Origin of the sequence: Calothrix anomala FACHB-343, assembly GCF_014696435.1 — a bacterium.
Taxonomy (GTDB): domain Bacteria; phylum Cyanobacteriota; class Cyanobacteriia; order Cyanobacteriales; family Nostocaceae; genus Aulosira; species Aulosira anomala_A.
Map to the genome: position 1 here is coordinate 1 of NZ_JACJQG010000019.1, position 20,411 is coordinate 20,411.

At 41.2% G+C, this 20,411-nt stretch carries 19 protein-coding genes; 11 read left to right on the forward strand and 8 right to left on the reverse strand.

Annotated elements, in window-relative coordinates:
• Both H6G08_RS12870 and H6G08_RS12875 read right to left on the reverse strand, forming a co-directional pair.
• Positions 1-106 (reverse strand): helix-turn-helix domain-containing protein (locus H6G08_RS12870; protein ID WP_190542762.1); only part of this gene is annotated, 106 nt, incomplete at its 3' end.
• 43 nt (positions 107-149) lie between these two features.
• The gene (locus H6G08_RS12875; protein WP_190555600.1) at positions 150-689 is read right to left on the reverse strand and encodes a GGDEF domain-containing protein; all 540 of its coding nucleotides are present in this window, start codon (positions 687-689) and stop codon (positions 150-152) included.
• Positions 690-1,047: 358 nt separating this feature from the next.
• On the opposite strand from H6G08_RS12875, the gene H6G08_RS12880 reads away from it, so the two are divergent.
• A complete protein-coding gene (locus H6G08_RS12880; RefSeq protein WP_190542767.1) occupies positions 1,048-1,272 on the forward strand; it encodes a hypothetical protein in 225 nt (74 codons plus the stop codon).
• Between the two features lie 210 nt (positions 1,273-1,482).
• On the opposite strand, the gene H6G08_RS12885 is transcribed toward H6G08_RS12880, so the two are convergent.
• Together H6G08_RS12885 and H6G08_RS12890 are read right to left on the reverse strand one after the other, a co-directional pair.
• Positions 1,483-2,292: a DUF3598 family protein gene (locus H6G08_RS12885; RefSeq protein WP_190542769.1), complete on the reverse strand. Its 810-nt coding sequence runs from the start codon at positions 2,290-2,292 to the stop codon at positions 1,483-1,485.
• Positions 2,293-2,384: 92 nt separating this feature from the next.
• Complete coding sequence (locus H6G08_RS12890; RefSeq protein WP_190543008.1) at positions 2,385-3,287, reverse strand: cell division protein FtsX; 903 nt, start codon at positions 3,285-3,287, stop codon at positions 2,385-2,387.
• A gap of 186 nt (positions 3,288-3,473) precedes the next feature.
• Between H6G08_RS12890 and def the strand changes: the two genes are divergently transcribed.
• From def to recG, 4 genes are all read left to right on the forward strand, one after another.
• Positions 3,474-4,037: a peptide deformylase gene (def, locus tag H6G08_RS12895; RefSeq protein WP_190542772.1), complete on the forward strand. Its 564-nt coding sequence runs from the start codon at positions 3,474-3,476 to the stop codon at positions 4,035-4,037.
• 11 nt (positions 4,038-4,048) lie between these two features.
• Entirely contained in the window at positions 4,049-4,252 is a 204-nt protein-coding gene (locus H6G08_RS12900) for a hypothetical protein (RefSeq protein WP_190542775.1), read from the forward strand.
• Between the two features lie 316 nt (positions 4,253-4,568).
• Positions 4,569-5,468, forward strand: a complete 900-nt coding sequence (locus tag H6G08_RS12905) for a hypothetical protein (protein WP_190542778.1) — start codon at positions 4,569-4,571, stop codon at positions 5,466-5,468.
• A gap of 119 nt (positions 5,469-5,587) precedes the next feature.
• Positions 5,588-8,077 carry an ATP-dependent DNA helicase RecG gene (gene recG / locus H6G08_RS12910; protein WP_190543011.1) on the forward strand — a complete coding sequence of 830 codons (2,490 nt, stop codon included), beginning with the start codon at positions 5,588-5,590 and terminating at the stop codon, positions 8,075-8,077.
• 11 nt (positions 8,078-8,088) lie between these two features.
• Here the strand turns inward: recG and H6G08_RS12915 are convergent, their stop codons facing one another.
• The gene (locus tag H6G08_RS12915; protein ID WP_190542780.1) at positions 8,089-9,213 is read right to left on the reverse strand and encodes an ABC transporter permease; all 1,125 of its coding nucleotides are present in this window, start codon (positions 9,211-9,213) and stop codon (positions 8,089-8,091) included.
• A 706-nt stretch (positions 9,214-9,919) separates the two neighbouring features.
• On the opposite strand from H6G08_RS12915, the gene H6G08_RS12920 reads away from it, so the two are divergent.
• From H6G08_RS12920 to cupA, 6 genes are all read left to right on the forward strand, one after another.
• The gene (locus H6G08_RS12920) at positions 9,920-10,084 is read left to right on the forward strand and encodes a hypothetical protein (RefSeq protein ID WP_190542782.1); all 165 of its coding nucleotides are present in this window, start codon (positions 9,920-9,922) and stop codon (positions 10,082-10,084) included.
• Between the two features lie 370 nt (positions 10,085-10,454).
• The gene (locus H6G08_RS12925; RefSeq protein WP_190542785.1) at positions 10,455-12,314 is read left to right on the forward strand and encodes an NAD(P)H-quinone oxidoreductase subunit F; all 1,860 of its coding nucleotides are present in this window, start codon (positions 10,455-10,457) and stop codon (positions 12,312-12,314) included.
• A gap of 191 nt (positions 12,315-12,505) precedes the next feature.
• Positions 12,506-13,225, forward strand: a complete 720-nt coding sequence (locus tag H6G08_RS12930) for a carbonic anhydrase (protein ID WP_190542787.1) — start codon at positions 12,506-12,508, stop codon at positions 13,223-13,225.
• 157 nt (positions 13,226-13,382) lie between these two features.
• Positions 13,383-14,885, forward strand: coding sequence for an NADH-quinone oxidoreductase subunit M (locus tag H6G08_RS12935; RefSeq protein ID WP_190542790.1), 1,503 nt, complete (start codon positions 13,383-13,385; stop codon positions 14,883-14,885).
• 150 nt (positions 14,886-15,035) lie between these two features.
• Complete coding sequence (locus H6G08_RS12940) at positions 15,036-15,635, forward strand: CDP-alcohol phosphatidyltransferase family protein (RefSeq protein WP_190542792.1); 600 nt, start codon at positions 15,036-15,038, stop codon at positions 15,633-15,635.
• Between the two features lie 76 nt (positions 15,636-15,711).
• Positions 15,712-17,031 (forward strand): CO2 hydration protein CupA, encoded by a 1,320-nt coding sequence (gene cupA / locus H6G08_RS12945; protein WP_190542794.1) that lies wholly within the window; start codon positions 15,712-15,714, stop codon positions 17,029-17,031.
• A gap of 329 nt (positions 17,032-17,360) precedes the next feature.
• Here the strand turns inward: cupA and H6G08_RS12950 are convergent, their stop codons facing one another.
• The 3 genes from H6G08_RS12950 to H6G08_RS12960 form a co-directional block, all read right to left on the reverse strand.
• Complete coding sequence (locus H6G08_RS12950) at positions 17,361-17,687, reverse strand: hypothetical protein (RefSeq protein ID WP_190542797.1); 327 nt, start codon at positions 17,685-17,687, stop codon at positions 17,361-17,363.
• 389 nt (positions 17,688-18,076) lie between these two features.
• On the reverse strand, positions 18,077-19,261 hold the full coding sequence (locus tag H6G08_RS12955) for an AbrB family protein (protein ID WP_190542800.1): 1,185 nt from the start codon (positions 19,259-19,261) through the stop codon (positions 18,077-18,079).
• Between the two features lie 277 nt (positions 19,262-19,538).
• Complete coding sequence (locus H6G08_RS12960; protein ID WP_190542803.1) at positions 19,539-19,877, reverse strand: hypothetical protein; 339 nt, start codon at positions 19,875-19,877, stop codon at positions 19,539-19,541.
• Positions 19,878-20,411 lie beyond the last annotated feature (534 nt).

Below are 20,411 nucleotides of genomic sequence, written 5' to 3' on the forward strand. Positions count from 1 at the left end.
AGTTAAGCGCATAGTTGTAAAACCAGCGTACACATCCAAACGACTTGGCAAGCAATATCGCTTGCTCACTGGTTGGATAGATTCTGTACTTGTAGGCTTTTAACATTGTACTTACCAAACTATATTGACTATGGTAAGCTAAAGCCTTACTAATGTGAAGTCCCCCTAGAAGGGGGAGGTTTTAAACCCATTTTTCTGATAAATTTAAAGCGGTCAATATCTATGTAGATTAAACATACAGAGTCTTCATCTTCTTTGGAAGTGAGAAGCGCGATCGCATAATCTTTGAACTTCTGAAAATTCGCAACACCTGTGAGTTTATCAAGATGTAAGGAATACTTGTGCTGACTATGCCAAAAACTACGCTGTAAACGCAAACCTATTTGCCGCTCGACTGCTTGACGGTGACAGGTTTCATCTCCTGGTTGTAACCAATCAAGCACAGCAGATTCTTGCTCAATTGTGTCTACCAAAATTACTGTTGGTAAACCTATGGTGCTGTAAAGATATTTGACTTGCTCTAAGTTGTGAAAACTTTTGATGTCAAGTACAAGAATGTCAAAACCTTTTGCCGATAAAGCTAGAGCATCAACTCTAATCCATTCAAACTGGAGAGGCCAATCTTGTGCTTGGGGCAAATCCATCAGACTGCACCAGGCAACTCTAATCACTTGCACCTGTTCAACCATTTATTCTACCTTTGTCAGCCAACATCTTGAAGATAGGTTTACCAAACAAGCAATTATGCTTATATGGGTAACTTAAAGTTTAGCAACCAAATTCAGCATTGACTATGGCTGTGATTACCGTACTATCTACGGATGGAAACGGGAAAAATATCTGTCTGTAAACGTTCGGCTAAGTTTTAAAGCTGGTTATAGGAATTTACTTGTATAAGATTTATTAATAAAATTCGTAGGATTCCTCACAAGTTCCTCAAATTCTTTGCTTATAACATGGTTGATGGAGATGAGTAGCAGTGAAAAAACGCCCTTATCTCCTCGTTAAGTCAAATTTGACCAAGAGAACTTAAGGGTTGTTAATTTTATGAGTAACTACTTGTTTCACGATCCAATTAGTCTGGCAGAGCAAGCAGAAGAATTAGGTAAAAAGGCTGTAAAATTGGGGCTTATTCCTTCTTTTAGCGTTCATTATTACTCGGATAGTCCAGAATTCTTTCTACCTGATGAAAAGACTGCTCTTTCTCTTACGGCACCAGAAGCATACATGAAATTTAAAAAATTAGTTGAAGCTTCTTCCTGTCAAGGATAAATTTATCTTTCTCAACTCCCATAATAAAGCGATCGCGTAACTCTGATTGAGAAGATCGCTTTTTTATTGCGCTTGGGGTGTCAATAGTTAACACTCAACACTCAACACTCAACACTCAGTAGGGGCGGGTTGATGGGAGATATTCATGAATCAGTGAGGATATCTGTGAACCCGCCCCTACAACAGTCAACAGTCAACAGTATTTTGTTCTTAGACTTTTTCCTCTGTAACCAAGGTAAGACTCACCCATTCACCTTTATCGCTATAACTGCGAATCATTCGCTGGCGAAGATTAGGCTTAATTAACCAACCAACTTCTAAAATAAAACTTTGGCGTAAATTTACTTTTAATGGAAAAGTAGCGGAAGCACCATGAGGTAAAAGTAATACCTGCATTTGCTTTTGTGGATCTTGATCGAAATGAATTATCGACCCTTTAATAGTAGCGCTGGAGGTAATTGTATTTTGACCAAAAGACAAAGTTTGGACAAATCGCCCAGCTGCATCTAATTCTAATTTTAAAGTTGTAGGAGTAGTTGTAGGCGATCGCAAATCTGTATAGCTGGTTATTGCTTCACCCCGCCATTCTCCTAATAAATCATTTACCTGTACAGTTGGACTGGATGTGGTTTCAGTACCAGCTAGATGTTCTGGTATCAAGGTAAGTTGACTAAGTTGACCGTTTTTATCAAATAACTGAACTAGTCGCAAACGGCGATTTTCATGAATTAAACCTAATTCTGCACCAAATTCGCTAAATGGTGCAAGTTGGATGGAACCTTGAGAAAATGCTCCATTTTCCAAAAACAGAGTACTCTTACCCAAGGAACTATATTCTAGAACTAAATCTTCTTGTCCTTGACGGCTGACAATCTGGCGAATTGTTTGATTATTGTTCAATTTTTCCAAGGAAACAACGCTTTTGACATCTGCTAACAGTTCACCTTGAGGAGAGAAGCGAATAAATGAACCTTCCCAAGCACCGAGATTTAGCAGTAATCTTTCCCATTGAGATGTCATAATTATTTATCCTTTGTCAGAGACGCGATTAATCGCGCCTGTACAATTGACTGTGGACTATTGACCATTGACTATTGACTATTGACTCTTGACTAACTTTTAGCAAACCGGCGAACAGCAAATAAACTGCCCATTAATCCTACAGTTGCACCAAAGCTTAAGAGAATCAAGGGTAATAGTAAAATTTGTATGGGTGTGAGTTGTAAACCCTTGCTAATAAATTGAATAAACTCCGGTTGGTTAGCTAGGAGGTTATTAATAAACTGTTGAGTGACGCTAATAAAAGACCAAGCGATCGCGCCACCAATTAAGCCAAACGTTATACCCTGGAAAATAAATGGCAAGTAAATCCACGCAGTAGTTGCGCCAACTAATTGCATAATTTCAATTTCTTGCCGACGTGCCATGACAATCAGGCGGATTGTGATGCTGGTGACAGCGATCGCAGTTAAGGTAAGAATAATTGTAATTGTCAAGCTAATCCAGTTCAGACCTTTGTGTAACTGAGCTACCCGTTGAACTACTTCATCAACATACTGGACTGTACTCACTCCCGGTAACTTAGCTAGCTGCGTCGCTAAATTGGGCACAGCTTGAGAATTACGTGCTTTTACCTTGATTTCATCAACGAGGGGATTTCCACCTAATTGTTCGTTAGCGCCTTCAATATCAGAAATTCTCAGTTCGCTAACTAAGTTACTCCAAGCTTGCTCTTTGGTAATAGTTTTCGTGTCTACCACCTCTGGCATATCTGTGATTAGTGGTTCAAGGGTGACAGATGATACACCAGAATCAAGATAAACGGATACTTCCAATTGGCTACCAAACTGATAAAGTAGTTGTTCTAATTGCCAGGAAGTTTGTAAACTCATGCCAAATAAAAATAGTAAGACTGTGACAGTACTTACAGCAGCCCAATTCATCCAACCGCCGCGCAGCAAGCCGAGGAAAGTTTCTTTGAGCAGATAGTCAAATTTAGTTAGAAATTTCCACACAAAATTTTTGGTCAATAATTATTTGTCATTTGTCATTTGTCAATAGTCATTTGTCAATAGTCATTGCTCAGAGACGCGATTCATCGCGTCTGTACAATTGTCCTCCTTGTCCCCCATCCCTTAATCCCTAACCGATTGATAGAATTAGACTAGTAGGAATTTTCACAATCTAGCCCATAAGGAATCATGCCCTCTGAAATTGCTGTCGAGAAAAAAAAGTTAAAAAATCCTCCTTTGCAACTTCACTATTTAGGCGATCGCGTTCTTCGTCAACCAGCAAAGCGCATCACTAAAATAGATGATGAACTGCGTCAGTTGGTACGCGAAATGCTGCAAACCATGTACAGCAAAGATGGGATTGGTTTGGCTGCACCCCAAGTGGGAGTTCATAAACAATTAATTGTCATCGACTTGGAACCAGATAACCCTGCTAACCCACCCCTGGTATTGATTAACCCAACAATTAAACAGGTAAGCAAAGAAATCTGCGTTGCTCAAGAAGGTTGTTTGAGCATTCCCAACGTTTACATGGATGTTAAGCGTCCAGAAACAGTGGAAGTGTCCTATAAAGATGAATATGGGCGTCCTCAAACATTAAAAGCTAAAGACTTACTCGCACGTTGTATTCAGCACGAAATGGATCACCTCAATGGCGTGGTTTTTGTAGATCGCGTAGATAATTCCTTGACTTTGGCACAGGAACTATCTAAAAATGGCTTCTCGTATCAAGCGGTGAAACCTGTAGCATAGGGTGTGTAGTAGTGTATTTAACTCCGAAAAGCGGTTTATTTTTGGCTGGATCTTGTGTAAGTGCGATCGCGGCTGTAGGTTCGATTTTTGAACTCAGTTACGGACAACCAGATTTTGGTGTCACAACCACAACAATTATCCTCATATTAAGCATTCCTCTGACAGGATTATTTTTCTTTGCTGCAGTGAGGGACGCAAAGGATAACATTAAATAAGCATCAGGTACATAAAAAGGTAAAGGGATGGAAGCGTCATCACGAAATTCATCCTTTTGCCTTTTATTTTTCTGCACTTGGATGTCAGAGAAGAGGACAAGGAGCAGGGAGCAGGGGGCAGGGAGCAGGGGGACAAGGGAAGGGGGACTATTGACTATTGACTATTGACTATTGACTATTGACTAAATTTTAAACTGCTATTTCTGGGGTATTTGCTATACTTCTCAGGAAAATATTCAATCCTTGGGATGTTTATTTTAAAATATATTCGTACATTTGTACCATATTGGGTTTAGGTGGTCAATTAAGAAAAGATATGGCTAGAGCAATAGAGAGAATTGATCGGGATATTGCATCGCTGAAAGAAGCGATAAATGCGATCGCAGCAGAACTACAAAAAGCTTACGCTATTTATTTCACCCTTTTAGGTCAAGCCTTGCGCCAGCAGTTAATTCTGGCAACTTACCACCTGTGTACTCAAGGATATCCCGAAAAATTCCTGAGTTTGTCATTAAATCAACGGCACCATTTGCAACAGTCCATCCGCAAGATGGGTAAACAAGCAGCCGAAAATTTACTGACTATTACTAGTAGCCAAGAAGCGCAGCATCCAGTCAGCGAGAATGAAGAAGCAGAAGTAGAAGATACTGATGAACTAGAAGATACTGAGGAATTAGAAGATATCGAGGAAGAAGAAGATACAGAGGATGAAGAGGCTCAAATCCATTCAAAATACCAACTTTCGGTTTTAAAACTGACTGACTCTTCTAACCCGATGGAACTAGTAGCATGGCAACAGAGTGTAGAAAAGTTAACACACCACATAATTAAAAAACTCTCTTATGATGCTAATGCTGTGTTACAACAAGTCAATCTTTTACCCAGAAAGATACCAGAACCAATTTTAGAAGTAGCTGCGGCGGCATCAGAAGCATCTGCCGAAGTTATGCCAGGGCCACCTAATCTATTAAACGTGGTAATTGAAATTGAAAATGAGCAGGATGCAGAAGAACCAAACCTGACAAAAGTTATGGCGATAAACCTCCGTTTAGGAGAAATTGAATTTGCCGATCCGAAACTTTCTTCAGCACGCAAACAGATACGCAACACTCTGCTGCAGTTAAACAAACTAGGACAAGACTATCAAAGAAAGCATCGCGAACGCACCATTGCCGAAGCCGAAGCCGCATGGCGGGCGATTTGGGATGATGAATAATTAGTCATTTGTCATTTGTCATTTTTCATTTTTCATTTGTGAATAGCTAGTGACTAATGCCCAATGCCCAATGCCCCATGCCCCATGCTCCATGCCCAATGCCCAATGCCCAATGCCCCATGACTACTGACAAACCAGATTGGATTAGATTGCAAAAAGCCTTGGCTGTAGAAGCGGAAAGCGGTTTTACAGATTTGATGGGTAGGCAATATCGCTTTAGTGAATTTCTCAGTCTAACTCTGGGTAAATTCCCCATTGGTTTACCCGCAATTGAACGCCGTCGCTGGCAAGAATTGGCGGTGCAATTTGCGAAATATCCCGATTTGGGTTTGGAAGAAAGGCAGCATTTAGTCGCAGAAACTCGCAGGTATCTGTATCAATTACAGCAGGATGATGGCAAGCCGCCAGAAAAAGTAGGGGTAGCGGAGTCACAGCCAAGAAATTATCAATCGAAAAATCAAATTGCCACAACGCCGATTGTGGCTGAAGTGAGTCGGAGACTTGCGCCCAAAATTGACCAAAAACTCAGCGATTTACCCGAAATTGGGATTAGAAGGGCTGATAATTTGGCGCGTCTGGGTTTGTATACTGTGCGTGATTTACTTTACTATTATCCCCGCGACCATATTGACTATGCGCGTCAGGTAAATATCCGCGAGTTACAGGCGGGTGAGACGGTGACGATAGTTGCTACCGTGAAGCGCTGTAACTGTTTTACTAGTCCGAAAAATCAGAAATTATCGATTTTAGAACTGGTACTGAAGGATAACACCGGACAAATCAAAGTTAGTCGCTTTTCGGCGGGTACGCGCTTTACTAGTCGCGGTTGGCAAGAAAGTTTAAAACGCCGCTATCCGGTGGGTGCTGTGCTTGCAGCTTGCGGTTTGGTGAAGGAAAGTAGATATGGTTTGACGCTGGATAACCCAGAATTAGAAGTATTGGCAAATCCCGGCGATGCGATTGATTCTTTGACTATCGGTCGAATCGTGCCGATTTACGCCTTAACTGAGGGTATCGCGGCGAATATGGTGCGACAGGCGGTAATATCGGCTTTACCTGCGGCGGCGAATCTCAAAGATCCCTTACCTAGTGGGTTGAGAGAGAAGTATGGGTTGATGGAATTGAAAGATGCGATCGCTAATATTCACTTTCCCCCAGATAGCGATCGCTTGCAAGTCGCCCGTCGTCGTCTGGTTTTTGATGAATTTTTCTATTTGCAATTGAGTTTACTGCAACGACAATATCAAGCAAGGCAAGTCCAAACCAGTGCTATTCTCGCTCCTAAAGGGCAATTATTAGAAAAATTCTACGAAATACTCCCATTTAAACTCACTGGGGCACAGCAGCGAGTAATTAACGATATTCTCAAAGATTTACAAGAAACTACACCCATGAATCGCTTAGTGCAAGGCGATGTAGGTTCCGGTAAAACTGTGGTAGCTGTGGTAGCTATTTTAGCGGCGATTCAATCAGGTTACCAAGCTGCCTTGATGGCTCCCACGGAAGTTTTAGCAGAACAGCATTACCGCAAGTTAGTCAGTTGGTTTAACTTGCTGCATTTACCAGTAGAATTACTGACAGGCTCCACCAAAACAGTTAAACGGCGACAAATCCATTCCCAGCTAGAAACAGGAGAATTACCTTTATTAGTTGGCACTCACGCCTTAATTCAAGACCCCGTAAACTTTCGCCAATTGGGGTTAGCGGTGATTGACGAACAGCATCGCTTTGGGGTGCAACAACGGGCACGTTTGCAGCAAAAAGGCGAACAACCCCATGTATTAACGATGACAGCTACCCCCATTCCCCGGACATTGGCATTAACCATACATGGGGATATGAATGTGAGTCAAATTGATGAGTTACCACCAGGTAGACAAAAGATACAAACTACCATGCTCACAGGTCAACAGCGCAGCCATGCTTACGACTTGATGCGGCGAGAAATTGTCCAAGGAAGACAGGTATATGTAATTTTACCTTTGGTGGAAGAATCAGAAAAGCTAGATTTACGTTCAGCCGTTGAGGAACATCAAAAATTACAGGAAAGCGTTTTTCCAGATTTTCAAGTCGGCTTGCTACATGGGCGCATGAGTTCCGCCGAGAAAGACGAAGCAATTACCAAATTCCGCGATAACGAAACCCAAATTTTAGTTTCTACCACCGTTGTAGAAGTCGGCGTAGACGTACCCAATGCTACAGTAATGCTAATTGAAAACGCGGAAAGATTTGGTTTATCACAACTGCACCAACTTCGCGGACGGGTGGGAAGGGGTGCGGCGCAGTCCTATTGTTTATTAATGAGTAGTTCTAGAAGTCCCGACGCGCAACAAAGATTGAAAGTGATGGAACAATCCCAAGATGGCTTTTTCATCTCAGAAATGGATATGCGTTTTCGCGGCCCTGGGGAAGTCTTGGGAACTCGGCAATCGGGTGTGCCGGATTTTACCCTAGCAAGTTTGGTGGAAGATGAGGAAGTTTTGCTGTTAGCGCGACAAGCAGCAGAGAAAGTTATTGAGATGGATGCTACTTTAGAACGCTGGATTTTGATGAAGGAAGAATTGAAGTATCGGTATGAGCGATTAATGGGTGGGGCGATTATGACTTAAATTTGCCACTATTAACTCAATTGACGGCGGAATTGGTTAATGCTGATAGATAAGAGTAAGGTAGCAAAGATAAAAAGTGCGATCGCATTCCACCAAAGTACCTCTAAACCCACACCTTTGAGCAAAATTCCCCGCACAATCTCGATATAATGGCGTAGCGGATCTAGTAGAGACAAATACTTAAAGAATTCCGGCATACTTTCAATCGGTGAGATAGCGCCAGAAAGTTGAATCAACGGTAAATTGATAAAAAACGATGTCAGCACAACTTGCTGTTGAGTACGGCAAATTGTCGCCAGCATAATCCCAATACCGATACCAACAAATAAATACAGTCCTGATAAACTCAAAAATAGTAGCGCATTCCCGCGAAAAGGGACGCTAAATACTAATCTGCCGATACTTAAAGCCAAAATTACATCGCCCATTAACAATATAAATAAAGGCACAATTTTCGCCAGTAAAATTTCCCAAGCTTCGGCGGGAGTCATTAATAATTGTTCGAGAGTTCCGGTATCCTTTTCGCGCACAACTGTGACGGAAGAAACCAAAGAACTAATCAGCGTTAAAACTAAACCTAAAACACCGGGGATGAAAAACCAACTGCTGCGTAAACCTGGATTATATAGGAAAGTCGTCTGCGGATTAATTAAGGGAGGGGCTTGATTAGAGGAGAGACGGCGGCTAAATTGATTAATCATTTGATTGAGATAACCTTGAGCAATTCCCGCCGTATTTGCATCGACTGCATCAATTAATATCTGTACCTCACCCGATTTATCTTCCGCTAAATTGCGTTTAAAGTCTGGGGGAATGATTAAACCGGCTGTAATTTTACCTTGGCGTACCTCTTCACCTAAATCTTGGGGACTAAATAGATATTTTTCTAAAGTAAATACCTTATTAACTGTTAAGACAGAAACTAATTCTCGGCTTTCATAGGTATTGGCGTAATCGACCACGCCTAACTTGAGATAATGGACATCGGGATTAAGTGCAAAGCCATAAAGCAGCATTTGCACTGTGGGAGGAATGATTAACAAAACTAAAGTCTCTCGACTCCGTAAGATTTGACGAAATTCCTTAATCGCCAAACTCCAGAATCGACTATTCAAGAGATTTTGAATAAATTTCATAGCTATTACTTTGATGGTAAAGACATCCCCCGCATTTCTCACAAACTGTAGGGGCGGGTTTACAGATATGATTCAATCATCCACGACTATTTGGCTGAACCCGCCCCTACAACTCCTACTTCTCAACGCGAATACAAATAATTCTCTTGACAAGCAAAAATCAAGTATGCAGGTAGGGGCATCGGCATTGCCGTGCCCTGACAATTATCGGGTACGCCAAAATATTTATAAATACCCTCAAATGACAAGCAAAAATTAAGTATACAGGTAGGGGCATCGGCATTGCCGTGCCCTGACGCTCATCGGGTACGCCAAAATATTTATAAATACCCTCAAATGACAAGCAAAAATCAAGTATGCAGGTAGGGGCATCGGCATCACCGTGCCCTGACAATCATCGGGTACGCCAAAATATTTGTATACAGCATATTTCAGCTAAATGAGGTACGCGCTTCAGGGCATGGCAGTGCCAGTGCCCCTACATCCCATTCTTTTCTTAAATTGCAATTACTATTGTGTGAATCGCTCATCGCAGTGATATATATCAGTAAGTGAGCGACTGTGGCAATGTGGATATATAGCGATTCTCATGTAGATGCAATACACAATCGGGCATGGCACTGCTATGCGCCTACGAATGGTTTGTATTTTATCCAATAGAGAATGCTATCGGCACAGCAGAAAAATTCATTTACAGGAAAGCCTAATGGAACGCTCAAAAATAATTGCCATTATTACAGGTGCGATATCGATTATTTTAGCGATCGCATATCTCATCATAGTCCAAATCCTCGACTACCGCGACATGAAACCCGCACCCATTAGCCAACTCAACCAACCACCAGCAATTGTGGCTACTAGTTGGTACTAAAAATTTACTCGTTTCATCTTCCTCAAGATATAAACATCGATCGAGACGCAATTAACTGCGTCTTTTGTCATTTTTGTCAATTGAAATTACTAATGATAACTATTGATTTGTCTCCTAAATTATCCATAGATAAAAATCAATAGTTGTTATTGATTAATTAAATAAAGTCCATCTATAAGAATTAATTAGAGGAGTTATCGATCATTTATTTATTTGAAGTATTTCCTTTTTGCCATAGATAAAGGTAAGCTATTTCTAACAAAATTAAGTAAAAATAAAATTGAAGTATTGGTGATAGCTGGGTTGGTGGGGATCAAAGCTATTTGATTCGTAACCCCAGAGTTGTGCTGGATGTTATAGAGGTAAGTTCATGGCTCAGTTTCTTGTGGAGACTGTGTGGCTAGTTCCGTTATATGCATTAATAGGTGGGCTGTTAGCGGTTCCCTGGTCGCCAGGGATCATTCGCCGCACTGGCCCTAGACCGGCTGGTTATGTCAATTTGGTCATGACATCTCTGGCTTTTTTGCATAGTGCGATCGCATTTATCGCCATTTGGAATCAACCAGCAATAGAAGTATTTATACCTTGGCTGTCTACAGCAGGTTTAAATCTTACCATCGCTTTAGAAATTTCTTCAATTACTGTAGGCGCATTGATTGTAATCACAGGCTTAAATTTCTTAGCGCAAATTTTCGCCATTGGTTACATGGAGATGGATTGGGGTTGGGGACGGTTCTATTCGCTATTAGGACTGTTTGAAGCGGGATTATGTGCCCTAGCTTTGTGTAATAACCTGTTCTTCAGTTATGTAATTCTCGAAGTTCTGACTTTAGGAACTTATTTGCTAGTTGGGTTGTGGTTTAGTCAGCCGTTGGTGGTAACTGGTGCTAGAGATGCTTTCCTCACCAAACGGGTAGGCGACTTATTTCTGCTGATGGGTGTGCTGGGGTTATGGCCTTTAGCGGGGACTTGGAATTATTCAGAATTATCTGAATGGGCAGCAACTGCCAATGTTGACCCCACTGTCATCACCTTGGTAGGTTTAGCCTTAATTGCCGGGCCAATGGGTAAATGCGCTCAATTCCCCCTGCATTTGTGGCTAGATGAGGCGATGGAAGGGCCAGTTCCCAGTACGATTTTGCGGAACTCGGTGGTAGTAGCCAGTGGTGCTTGGGTACTAATTAAACTGCAACCGGTATTAACTTTATCACCTTTCGTTTCCTCAGCTTTGGTAGCAATTGGTGCAGTTACAGCCGTTGGTGCTTCTTTAATTGCGATCGCGCAAATTGACATTAAACGCTGTCAATCCTATTCTGTCAGCGCTTACATGGGCTTAGTGTTTATCGCTGTAGGTACAAGACAAGATGAAGCCGCACTGTTATTAGTACTGGCTAATGCTGTATCAGCCGCACTCTTGGTGATGAGTACTGGCGGTATTATCTGGAACAGCATTACCCAAAATGTTACACAGTTGGGTGGATTATGGTCACGCCGTCCAATATCTGCGATCGCTTTTATTGTGGGAACTTTAGGATTAGTTGGTTTTCCACCTCTAGGCGGCTTTTGGGCGTTGATGGAATTAATTGATGGACTTTGGGGAACTCAACCTGTATTGGTGGGTGTAGTCATAGCTGTGAATGCTTTAACTGCTGTGAGTTTAACCAGAGAATTCGGTTTGATTTTTGCTGGTAAACCTCAACAGATGAGCGAGCGATCGCCTGAAGTACATTGGCCAATGTCTTTTCCGATGGTGATTTTACTAGGCTTTGTGTTACATCTGCCATTAGTGTTACAAAGCTTATCATTACTACCATCTTGGGCAACCTTAAATAAAGATGTTGCACTGTTGTTAATTTGGTCAACAATTTTTGGTTGTGGTATTAGTGGCGTAATTTATTTAGGTAACATTCCTAAACCAGTTCGCCTACCTTGGAAACCTTTACAAGATTTATTCGCCTACGATTTCTACACTCCCAAGCTTTATCGGATGACGATTATTTTCAGCGTCGCTCAAATTTCCAAATTTGCCGATATGTTGGATCGTTTTGTCGTTGATGGCATCGTCAATTTTGTGGGTTTATTCTCACTATTAACTGGTGAGGGATTGAAATACAGTACATCTGGACAAACCCAATTTTATGCTTTCACTGTGCTTTTAGGTGTTGGCGTATTAGGAATGTGGGTAACTTGGCCATTTTGGGGCGTGCAGTTTCTCAATTTGATGTTTTAGTAATTAGGGGCTAGACAGTAGGGACAAAAAAAGAGAGATTTTTTCGTCGGATTATTGATTTAAAAATTACATAGATTCGCTAAAATTTCTCAAATCTAGCCCCAAAAACCTATCTTTGTTGTCACGCGCGATCGTACAATTTTTAAAACCATTAAAATATTCGATGATTTCCATTTGTCGGGGGACAAACCATGAATAAACAATATCGCCAAACCAATGTTTCTCGGAGAAATTTACTGAAACTCGGTGCAGGTGCAGTTGGTGCAGGCCTAGTAACAGCCGGATTAGGTGCAAATTTGGCTGCACCTGAAAAAGCCTCAGCAGTAGATAAAAAAGATATTACTCCTGATGCAGCACTCAAAGAATTATTAGATGGAAATGAGCGATTTGTCAAAGCTAAAAAACGCTACCCAAATCAATCAATAAAACGCTTGCAGGAAGTTGCAAAAGGTCAAAAACCGTTTGCATCAATTCTCGGTTGTGCCGATTCACGAGTACCTTCAGAGATTGTTTTCGATCAAGGTTTAGGCGATTTATTTGTTTGTCGTGTAGCAGGTAATATTGCCCCTCCCGAAGAAATTGGTAGCCTAGAATTTGGTAGCTTAGTTTTAGGCGCTAAAGTAATTATGGTGTTAGGTCATGAAAGATGCGGAGCTGTAGATGCAACTATTAAAGGTGCCTCAGTACCAGGACAAATTGGTAGTTTACTCGAAGCAATTAAACCTGGTGTAGAAAGAGCTAAAGGGCAACCAGGCGATCCATTAGAAAATGCTTGTAAAGCTAATATTTTAGTGCAAGTTGAGAAGCTACAATCATCACCAGTTCTGGCTGAGTTAATCAAAGAGGGTAAACTCAAAATAGTTGGTGGTTATTACGATTTAGATACTGGCAAAGTCAGTTTAGTTAGTTAGGTTTTGGGCGTGGGGCATGGGGCATGGGGCATGGGCAATAGTCAATAGTTATTTCTCCTCTGTCTCTTTGTCTCCCTTGTCCTCCCATCCTTCTCATCTATTTTGACCATTCACATATTTAAGAACTTCTTCTTTTTACTAATTTACCCAAATTGCCATGTTAAGTGTTCTGATTTGGCTCCCGATTTTAGCAGCAGCTATTATAGCGTTAATACCTAAAAATCTGCCTACCAATACTGTGCGGTTAAGCGCATTATACTTTGCTGCAATTGTATTGCTGTGGAATATTTTTATTCTGTTCAAATTTGATATCAGCAATCCAGGGATGCAGTTTCAAGAGAATATTCCTTGGAATGAAACTCTTGGTTTGAGCTATCAATTAGGAGTTGATGGGCTGTCTATTTTGATGTTGGTGTTAAATAGCCTCCTCACCTGGATTGCTATTTACAGTAGCAGCAAAGAAACCCAAAGACCAAGGCTTTTTTACTCCCTCATTTTATTAGTTAGTGGTGGGGTAGCAGGGGCATTTTTAGCACAAAATTTACTGCTGTTCTTCTTGTTCTACGAACTAGAATTAATTCCCTTCTATTTACTAATTTCCATTTGGGGAGGAGAAAAACGCGGTTATGCTGGTATCAAATTCCTAATTTACACTGCTGTTTCTGGGGCTTTAATTTTAGCAACATTCTTGGGTACTGTATGGCTAACTGGTGCTAAAAGTTTCGCCTTAGATGCAGTTTCTACCCAAACTTTATCTGCTGGGTTGCAAATCATTCTCTTAGCAGGAATTATCTTAGGTTTTGGCATCAAAATTCCCTTGGTTCCCTTCCATACTTGGTTACCTGATGCTTATGTTGAAGCTTCTGCACCAATTGCGATTCTTTTGGGTGGCGTGTTAGCTAAACTGGGAACCTACGGATTGTTACGATTTGGTATGGGGATGTTTCCCCAAGCTTGGAGTATTTTCGCACCGACATTGGCAATTTGGGGTGCGGTGAGTGCAATATATGGGGCTGTAGTAGCGATCGCGCAAAAAGATATCAAGCGCATGGTAGCATACAGTTCTATTGGTCACATGGGTTATATCTTGCTAGCTGGTGCTGCGAGTAATCCCCTGGCGTTAGTTGGTGCTGTCGCCCAAATGTTTAGTCACGGTTTAATTCTCGCTATCTTGTTCCATTTGGTGGGAGTTGTGGAAACCAAAGTTGGAACTCGCGAGTTAGATAAACTCAATGGTTTAATGAGTCCGATTCGGGGTTTACCGTTAATTAGTGCCTTGCTAGTATTAAGTGGAATGGCGAGTGCTGGTATTCCCGGTTTAACAGGTTTCGTGGCTGAATTTATCGTTTTCCAAGGAAGTTTCTCAGCGTTTCCTATCCCCACAATTTTGTGTGTAGTTGCTAGTGGTTTAACTGCGGTTTATTTCGTCATTCTGCTTAACCGCACCTGCTTTGGTAAACTCGACAATAATTTAGCCTACTATCCCAAAGTGGAATGGTTTGAGAAAACACCTGCGTTAATTTTGGCAGTTTTAATCATCTTTTTGGGAGTTCAACCTACTTGGTTAGTGCGTTGGAGTGAACCCACAACTACAGCAATGGTAGCTGCAATTCCCCCAATGGAAAGAACCGTTAACTCAGAAATCGCTTTGAAACCATAACTCTTATCTTCTTTGCGCCTTTGCGCCTTTGCGTGAGATTTATTTTGATAAATGAACCGCAGAGACGCAGAGTACACAGAGAGAAGAGAGAATTTTATCAAATGATTTAGGATTGCTATCAGGAGTTATGCACCAAGATTAGGAGGAAGGATGAATTTGAAATTAATTCCCAGTGCTTTAGTAGGATTTCGCTTTTTAATTTCTCCCTTCCTCCTCTGGGATGCTGTTGATGGTGAAACTAGTATTTGGTTCATTGTTGGTTTTGTCGCCGCCTTTCTCTCGGATATTTTTGATGGCATAATTGCCCGCAGACTTGGTGTGAGTACTGCCGAATTAAGACAAGCTGATAGCTGGGCTGATGTTTGTCTTTTTAGTTGCATATTTGTGAGTGCTTGGTTAGTACATAAAGAAGTTTTAATTGCTTATCGAATACCTTTACTCACAGTAGTTTTTGCCCAGGTGATATGGTGGATAGTTAATTTAGTTAAATATGGTAAACCTGCTAGCTATCACACCTATTCGGCTAAGTTTTGGGGTATCACTCTGGCAATTGCGATTATTTCTTTATTTGGCTTTAATTATGCAGGAATTTCTCTTTGGCTAACTTGTATTGCTGGTTTGATTTACAGTATCGAAGAAATAGCCATGACAATGATTCTGCCAGTGTGGACACACGATGTTTTAAGCATTTTTCACGCTCTAAAATTACGCGAACAATTATTAATACAACCAGACGAAATTGGATCATAGTCATCACAAATGACAAATGACAAATGACAAATGACAGCCTTCACCAAAAATATTACAACTCAAGCAGGATTATTAAATGACAGCAACTTTTGATAAAGCTACTAAATTACCTCCCTCAAACCATGAATTTGCCGAAGTAATTCATCGCCTAGAAGCTGGCGGTTCCATGTTACCTGATACGCCAGAAAATTTGATGCAAATTATCGGCTTGTATAAGGCTTATGCTGTGCCGATGGATTTTTACTGGCGGGATTTACTTTATATTGCCGAACAAGAATTTTTAAATCCGTTTCCTTTCTTTAAATACTTCTTGCCTAAAGAGTATTTAGACCGTCATAATCATTATGCTGGTGATGATGCCGATTTAAGAATTTGGCGGGGACAAGCTACAGCCCATCCTGAGTTATTAGCATTTATTGAAAAAGGTGAAACTGGGAACATGCCTAGATTATTTCACCATTTATTCCACGATCGCATTAACATGGAATTTGCTGAGGCTTGTATGCGGGCTATGCTTTGGCATCGTCAGATGTACGCGCCAGTAAACCAGTTTGACGCTTACCTGGATTCGGAAGAATATAAAGCTAACGCCGATAGGGCAATTAAAGCTTACTTCAAAGGTAACCCGGTAATGTTGGGGCTACATAAGCTGTTCCCGGATATGTTCATCGAACAATGTCGCCAGATGTCTTACTATGCTAACCTGGGTTTATTCTGGGAAGTCATGGCACCCGTGTTCTTTGAAATGTCGGATATCTACGACGAAGGCGGGTTTAAAGGTGTCCCCGATGCAATGAACTTTTTGGTAAATGGAATTTTTGCGATCGCCGGTCGTCCCATCTATCATCATGTATATATAGATGGCGAATGCTACGAAATCATTCCCAAATCTAAGGGTTTCACTTGGTTATACGAAGCCGCATTACCTTATGTAGAAGCAGTTTTCTACCGTACCGCACCTTTTAGAGGCACAAAATCTTATAATGCACAAGCAGGTCAAGTACCTGACGATCAAAAAGACTTCCACTATGGCATTCTTTACGCTGATGTGTTTCCTGTAGGTACAGCCGGTATTCCACCCACATTGTTGATGCAAGATATGTTACACTTCTTGCCTCAATATCTGCTTGATTATTACAAACAATATTGTCGTGGCGAGGAAGATATGTTGATTCAGTTAGGAATTAGTTTCCAACGGTCAATGTATAATGTAACATCGGCGGTAATTCAAGCATTACGCACTGCACTGTTATATCCTTTAGATGACACCAATCCCAAGCATTTACAAGCAAACCGGGAGTTTTTTGAAGCGCAGTTAAGCCGCTTTACCCGTGCTGATTACAATATGCGAGATGCGGCGCGGTTACGCAGTATTCAAAGTCAAGATTACAGGTAATATCAATTCAAAATTCAAAATTCAAAATTCAAAATTACGGAAGTAATTTTTTGGTAGGGTGTGTTATGCCGTAGGCTAACGCACCTTATATTTTTGTGAATGCGAAATTAATATTAATTTATAGCAGTTTTCACCTATTTGAAGCACATCTGTGGTAGTAGGGGCACGGCATCCACAATCTTTTCATATATACAATAATTTTACTGATGCCGTGCCCCTACAGCGTGGTCTATTTACAGGAAGATGGTGTAAATAGGATTTGCGGCGTACCAATATATTTTAGAGGGCATGGCAGTGCCAGTGCCCCTACAGTCTTTCGCATTCTTTTTTTAAATTGGTATAGCTTCCGGGAACCCGGAATCAACTTCAGGGTTCCCGGAATCAACTTCAGGGTTCCCGGAATTAACTTCAGGGTTGACGTTTCCGTGTTTCGCGTAGTCTGAATTAACTTCAGGGTTCCCGGAATTAACTTCAGGGTTGACGTTTCCGTGTTTCGCGTAGTCTGAATTAACTTCAGGGTTCCCGGAATTAACTTCAGGGTTGATGTTTTCGTGTTTCGCGTAGCCTGAATCAACTTCCGGGTTTCTGTTTGCGTGTTTCCCGTCAGCTGTACTTACAGCATATTTCAGGTAAATGAGGTATGCGCTTCGGGGCATGGCAGTGCCAATGCCCCTACAATCAACTATAAATCAATTCAAAATTCAAAATTCAAAATTCAAAATTAAAGACAGCCACCCACAAGGGGTGGGGTTTCTACCTAGGGACATCCAATTTTTTAAATACCCAATGAATCAATTCAAAATTCAAAATTCAAAATTCAAAATTAAAGACAGCCACCCACAAGGGGGAGCCAGTCTCGTGGGCGGGTGTCCCGACTTGAGAGAACTGGCGTTGGGGTTTCTACCTACCTTGCGAAACAAGGATTTTTTCGCCCACTAGGGGCGAGGTTTTAAACCTAACTTTTTCCAATAAATCTGTACCTCACCAAGTAGCAATTTGCTGTATGTTTTCTGTTGGTGCGTTGCGCTGCGCGACAACACTTTAACTACTTGAGAGATAATTGCCCGTCAAGATGGCGAAATAGAAATAACCAAATTGGTAGGGAACTGTTAATGGCAATTAATCTGATTAAATGACCTGTGGTGACAACCTCTACATTATGATTTAAGACTAGGGAGACAAGAATCATTTCTGCTGCACCGCCTGGCGCTGTTACCAATAGACAAGTTAACCAATCCCAAGAAGTTAATTGCATAGCTAGGATAGCAGCGATCGCACCAGCGATCAAAGTCATGATGACAGACAAAACCGCATAGACTATGGTGCGTTTCCCAAAGCTGGGTTTTTCTCCCCAATATTCACCGATGGTAATTCCTAACAACATTTGCCCAATTATATTGATAAATGATGGTGGGGTAAAGTGAATGTCTTGGACAAACGGTAGCAAATTAATTATCGGGTTAAACCCTATCCCAATTAATAAAGCGCCAAAAAAATCCCCGGCGGGGATTTTAAATAATATCGATAGATAAACAATTAATCCGATTATTCCCAATACTAACAGCAGTAATCCTAATTGAGAGATATCAAAATTAAATAAATTACTTGGAGTGGGAATTATTGACGGATTCCAAGCATTACCAACTGTCGTTCTGACAATAAAAGGAATCAGCAAAACTACAGTTGTGACACGCAAAGCTTGGACTAATGCAACTAGGGTAACATTTTTGTTATAGTCAGCAGCAATAGAAGCCATTACTCCCACACCACCGGGAACTGTCGCCAGCATTGATGTTAATAAATTCGTTTGGCTGAGGCGGGAATAAATGTAGCCAATAACAGTACCACAAATTAACAGAAAAAAGGTTAATAAAACAAAAATGGGAATACCATTAGCTACAGTAGCTAAATCGCTGTAATTAGTTGAGGCTCCAACTGTTAATCCTACCAATGCCATGCCAATTTTTCTAGCGGTGCGGTTAGGTTTGGGAGAATATTGATAGAAAATCCGGCATCCCTGCAACACTACAGTACCCGCCGCAACTCCGCCAAATAACCAAGCCATTCCGCCTAAATGCAATTTAGTTAAACAGAAACCAAAGGGCACGGCTAAAAGCATTTCTAAAAATACGATCGCTAGTTGCTTGATAAATGGATTTTGAACAGCAACAGCAGGATTTTCCGTGGTCGATTCCTCTACAATGGGAAGAATACTCAAGGTATGATTCATTGATAAAGCGCTTTTCTCATTAGTTTAACTATGCACATAAGCTAATGCGATCGCGCAATACCCCAGACAGGATATAAATTTAAAATTTCCTATCAATGATAAAGGATGTATGTATAGCACATTGAGCCTCAGTACAATCGCCGACAATTTATAAAAATTTTGCAGACGACAATATTATAGTAGGGACACAACCTAAGTTATGTCCCTACCAACAAACTGTATTTTTTTCCAGAGTCTAATTGTTGATTACTTCAGCTATCAAGGCGGATTTGAGAAATTAGTCTTCATCAAGTGCTGGGAAAGCTTCTTCAAATTGCCATAACTCATCTTTGTGTGCCATAAACCAAATCCGAGTTTCTGGTGTCAATTTACTCCAAATATTTTCCACAGGAACATGGGGAGATGCATAGCGATACTCTTCTCCCAAAGATTTGAGATTATCTGCTACGTCAAGAGGAATCCCAAAATCGCGCCAGTCAACTTTTATATTTCTACCAGAAAGTCCGGCTGCGGGGTCAAAAATTAATTGTGCAGTTCTGATTAAATCAGCAAAATGGTTTGGTTTCAGTCCGATGATTTGCTGAATTTGGGAAGATTCATTATGCTGTTGAGACATTGTCGCTGGAGTGGTGAAGATATATGGTAGGTAGAACTTACCGCCAGAGATTTTTATCCCAATTCTCTGATTTTAATCTCCAGCCACTCAGGCAAATGGTTTAGGTTGGACAAGTCGTGATTTTTAAAACGTAGCGCCGCTACATACAGTATATTTCAGATAAATGAAGTACGCGCTTTGGGGCATGGCAGTATATTCTAGAGGGCTAGGCACTGCCCATTGGTGTGAACTTAAGGGAACTCCAAAAAATAAATTATGCCAAATTGTAGGGGCGGGGTAACCCCCATTGGTGTCAACTTAAGCTCAAAACTTTTCTCTATCTCGTTTCCAGCCTCCGGCTGGAAATGCGTATTGCGAGGCTCCGCCTCGTCTTCTGAATAAATTGAGGCAGAGCCTCAGGATCATCGCTCCCACGCAGAGCATGGGAGCCAGTTAAATCGAGTCTTGGCAAGAGTTTCGCGTTAAGTTGACACCAATGGGCAGTGCCTTGTCCCTACTGAGGTTGGCTAAATCTACTATTTAATGCCACAGTTA

Bases quoted from the DNA above. Each gene is read 5' to 3' on its own strand.
- H6G08_RS12875 (WP_190555600.1), bottom strand. From the start codon at position 689: ATGGTTGAACAGGTGCAAGTGATTAGAGTTGCCTGGTGCAGTCTGATG.
- H6G08_RS12880 (WP_190542767.1), top strand. From the start codon at position 1,048: ATGAGTAACTACTTGTTTCACGATCCAATTAGTCTGGCAGAGCAAGCA.
- H6G08_RS12885 (WP_190542769.1), bottom strand. From the start codon at position 2,292: ATGACATCTCAATGGGAAAGATTACTGCTAAATCTCGGTGCTTGGGAA.
- def (WP_190542772.1), top strand. From the start codon at position 3,474: ATGCCCTCTGAAATTGCTGTCGAGAAAAAAAAGTTAAAAAATCCTCCT.
- H6G08_RS12905 (WP_190542778.1), top strand. From the start codon at position 4,569: ATGGCTAGAGCAATAGAGAGAATTGATCGGGATATTGCATCGCTGAAA.
- recG (WP_190543011.1), top strand. From the start codon at position 5,588: ATGACTACTGACAAACCAGATTGGATTAGATTGCAAAAAGCCTTGGCT.
- H6G08_RS12915 (WP_190542780.1), bottom strand. From the start codon at position 9,213: ATGAAATTTATTCAAAATCTCTTGAATAGTCGATTCTGGAGTTTGGCG.
- H6G08_RS12920 (WP_190542782.1), top strand. From the start codon at position 9,920: ATGGAACGCTCAAAAATAATTGCCATTATTACAGGTGCGATATCGATT.
- H6G08_RS12925 (WP_190542785.1), top strand. From the start codon at position 10,455: ATGGCTCAGTTTCTTGTGGAGACTGTGTGGCTAGTTCCGTTATATGCA.
- H6G08_RS12930 (WP_190542787.1), top strand. From the start codon at position 12,506: ATGAATAAACAATATCGCCAAACCAATGTTTCTCGGAGAAATTTACTG.
- H6G08_RS12935 (WP_190542790.1), top strand. From the start codon at position 13,383: ATGTTAAGTGTTCTGATTTGGCTCCCGATTTTAGCAGCAGCTATTATA.
- H6G08_RS12940 (WP_190542792.1), top strand. From the start codon at position 15,036: ATGAATTTGAAATTAATTCCCAGTGCTTTAGTAGGATTTCGCTTTTTA.
- cupA (WP_190542794.1), top strand. From the start codon at position 15,712: ATGACAGCAACTTTTGATAAAGCTACTAAATTACCTCCCTCAAACCAT.
- H6G08_RS12950 (WP_190542797.1), bottom strand. From the start codon at position 17,687: ATGCCCCGAAGCGCATACCTCATTTACCTGAAATATGCTGTAAGTACA.
- H6G08_RS12955 (WP_190542800.1), bottom strand. From the start codon at position 19,261: ATGAATCATACCTTGAGTATTCTTCCCATTGTAGAGGAATCGACCACG.
- H6G08_RS12960 (WP_190542803.1), bottom strand. From the start codon at position 19,877: ATGTCTCAACAGCATAATGAATCTTCCCAAATTCAGCAAATCATCGGA.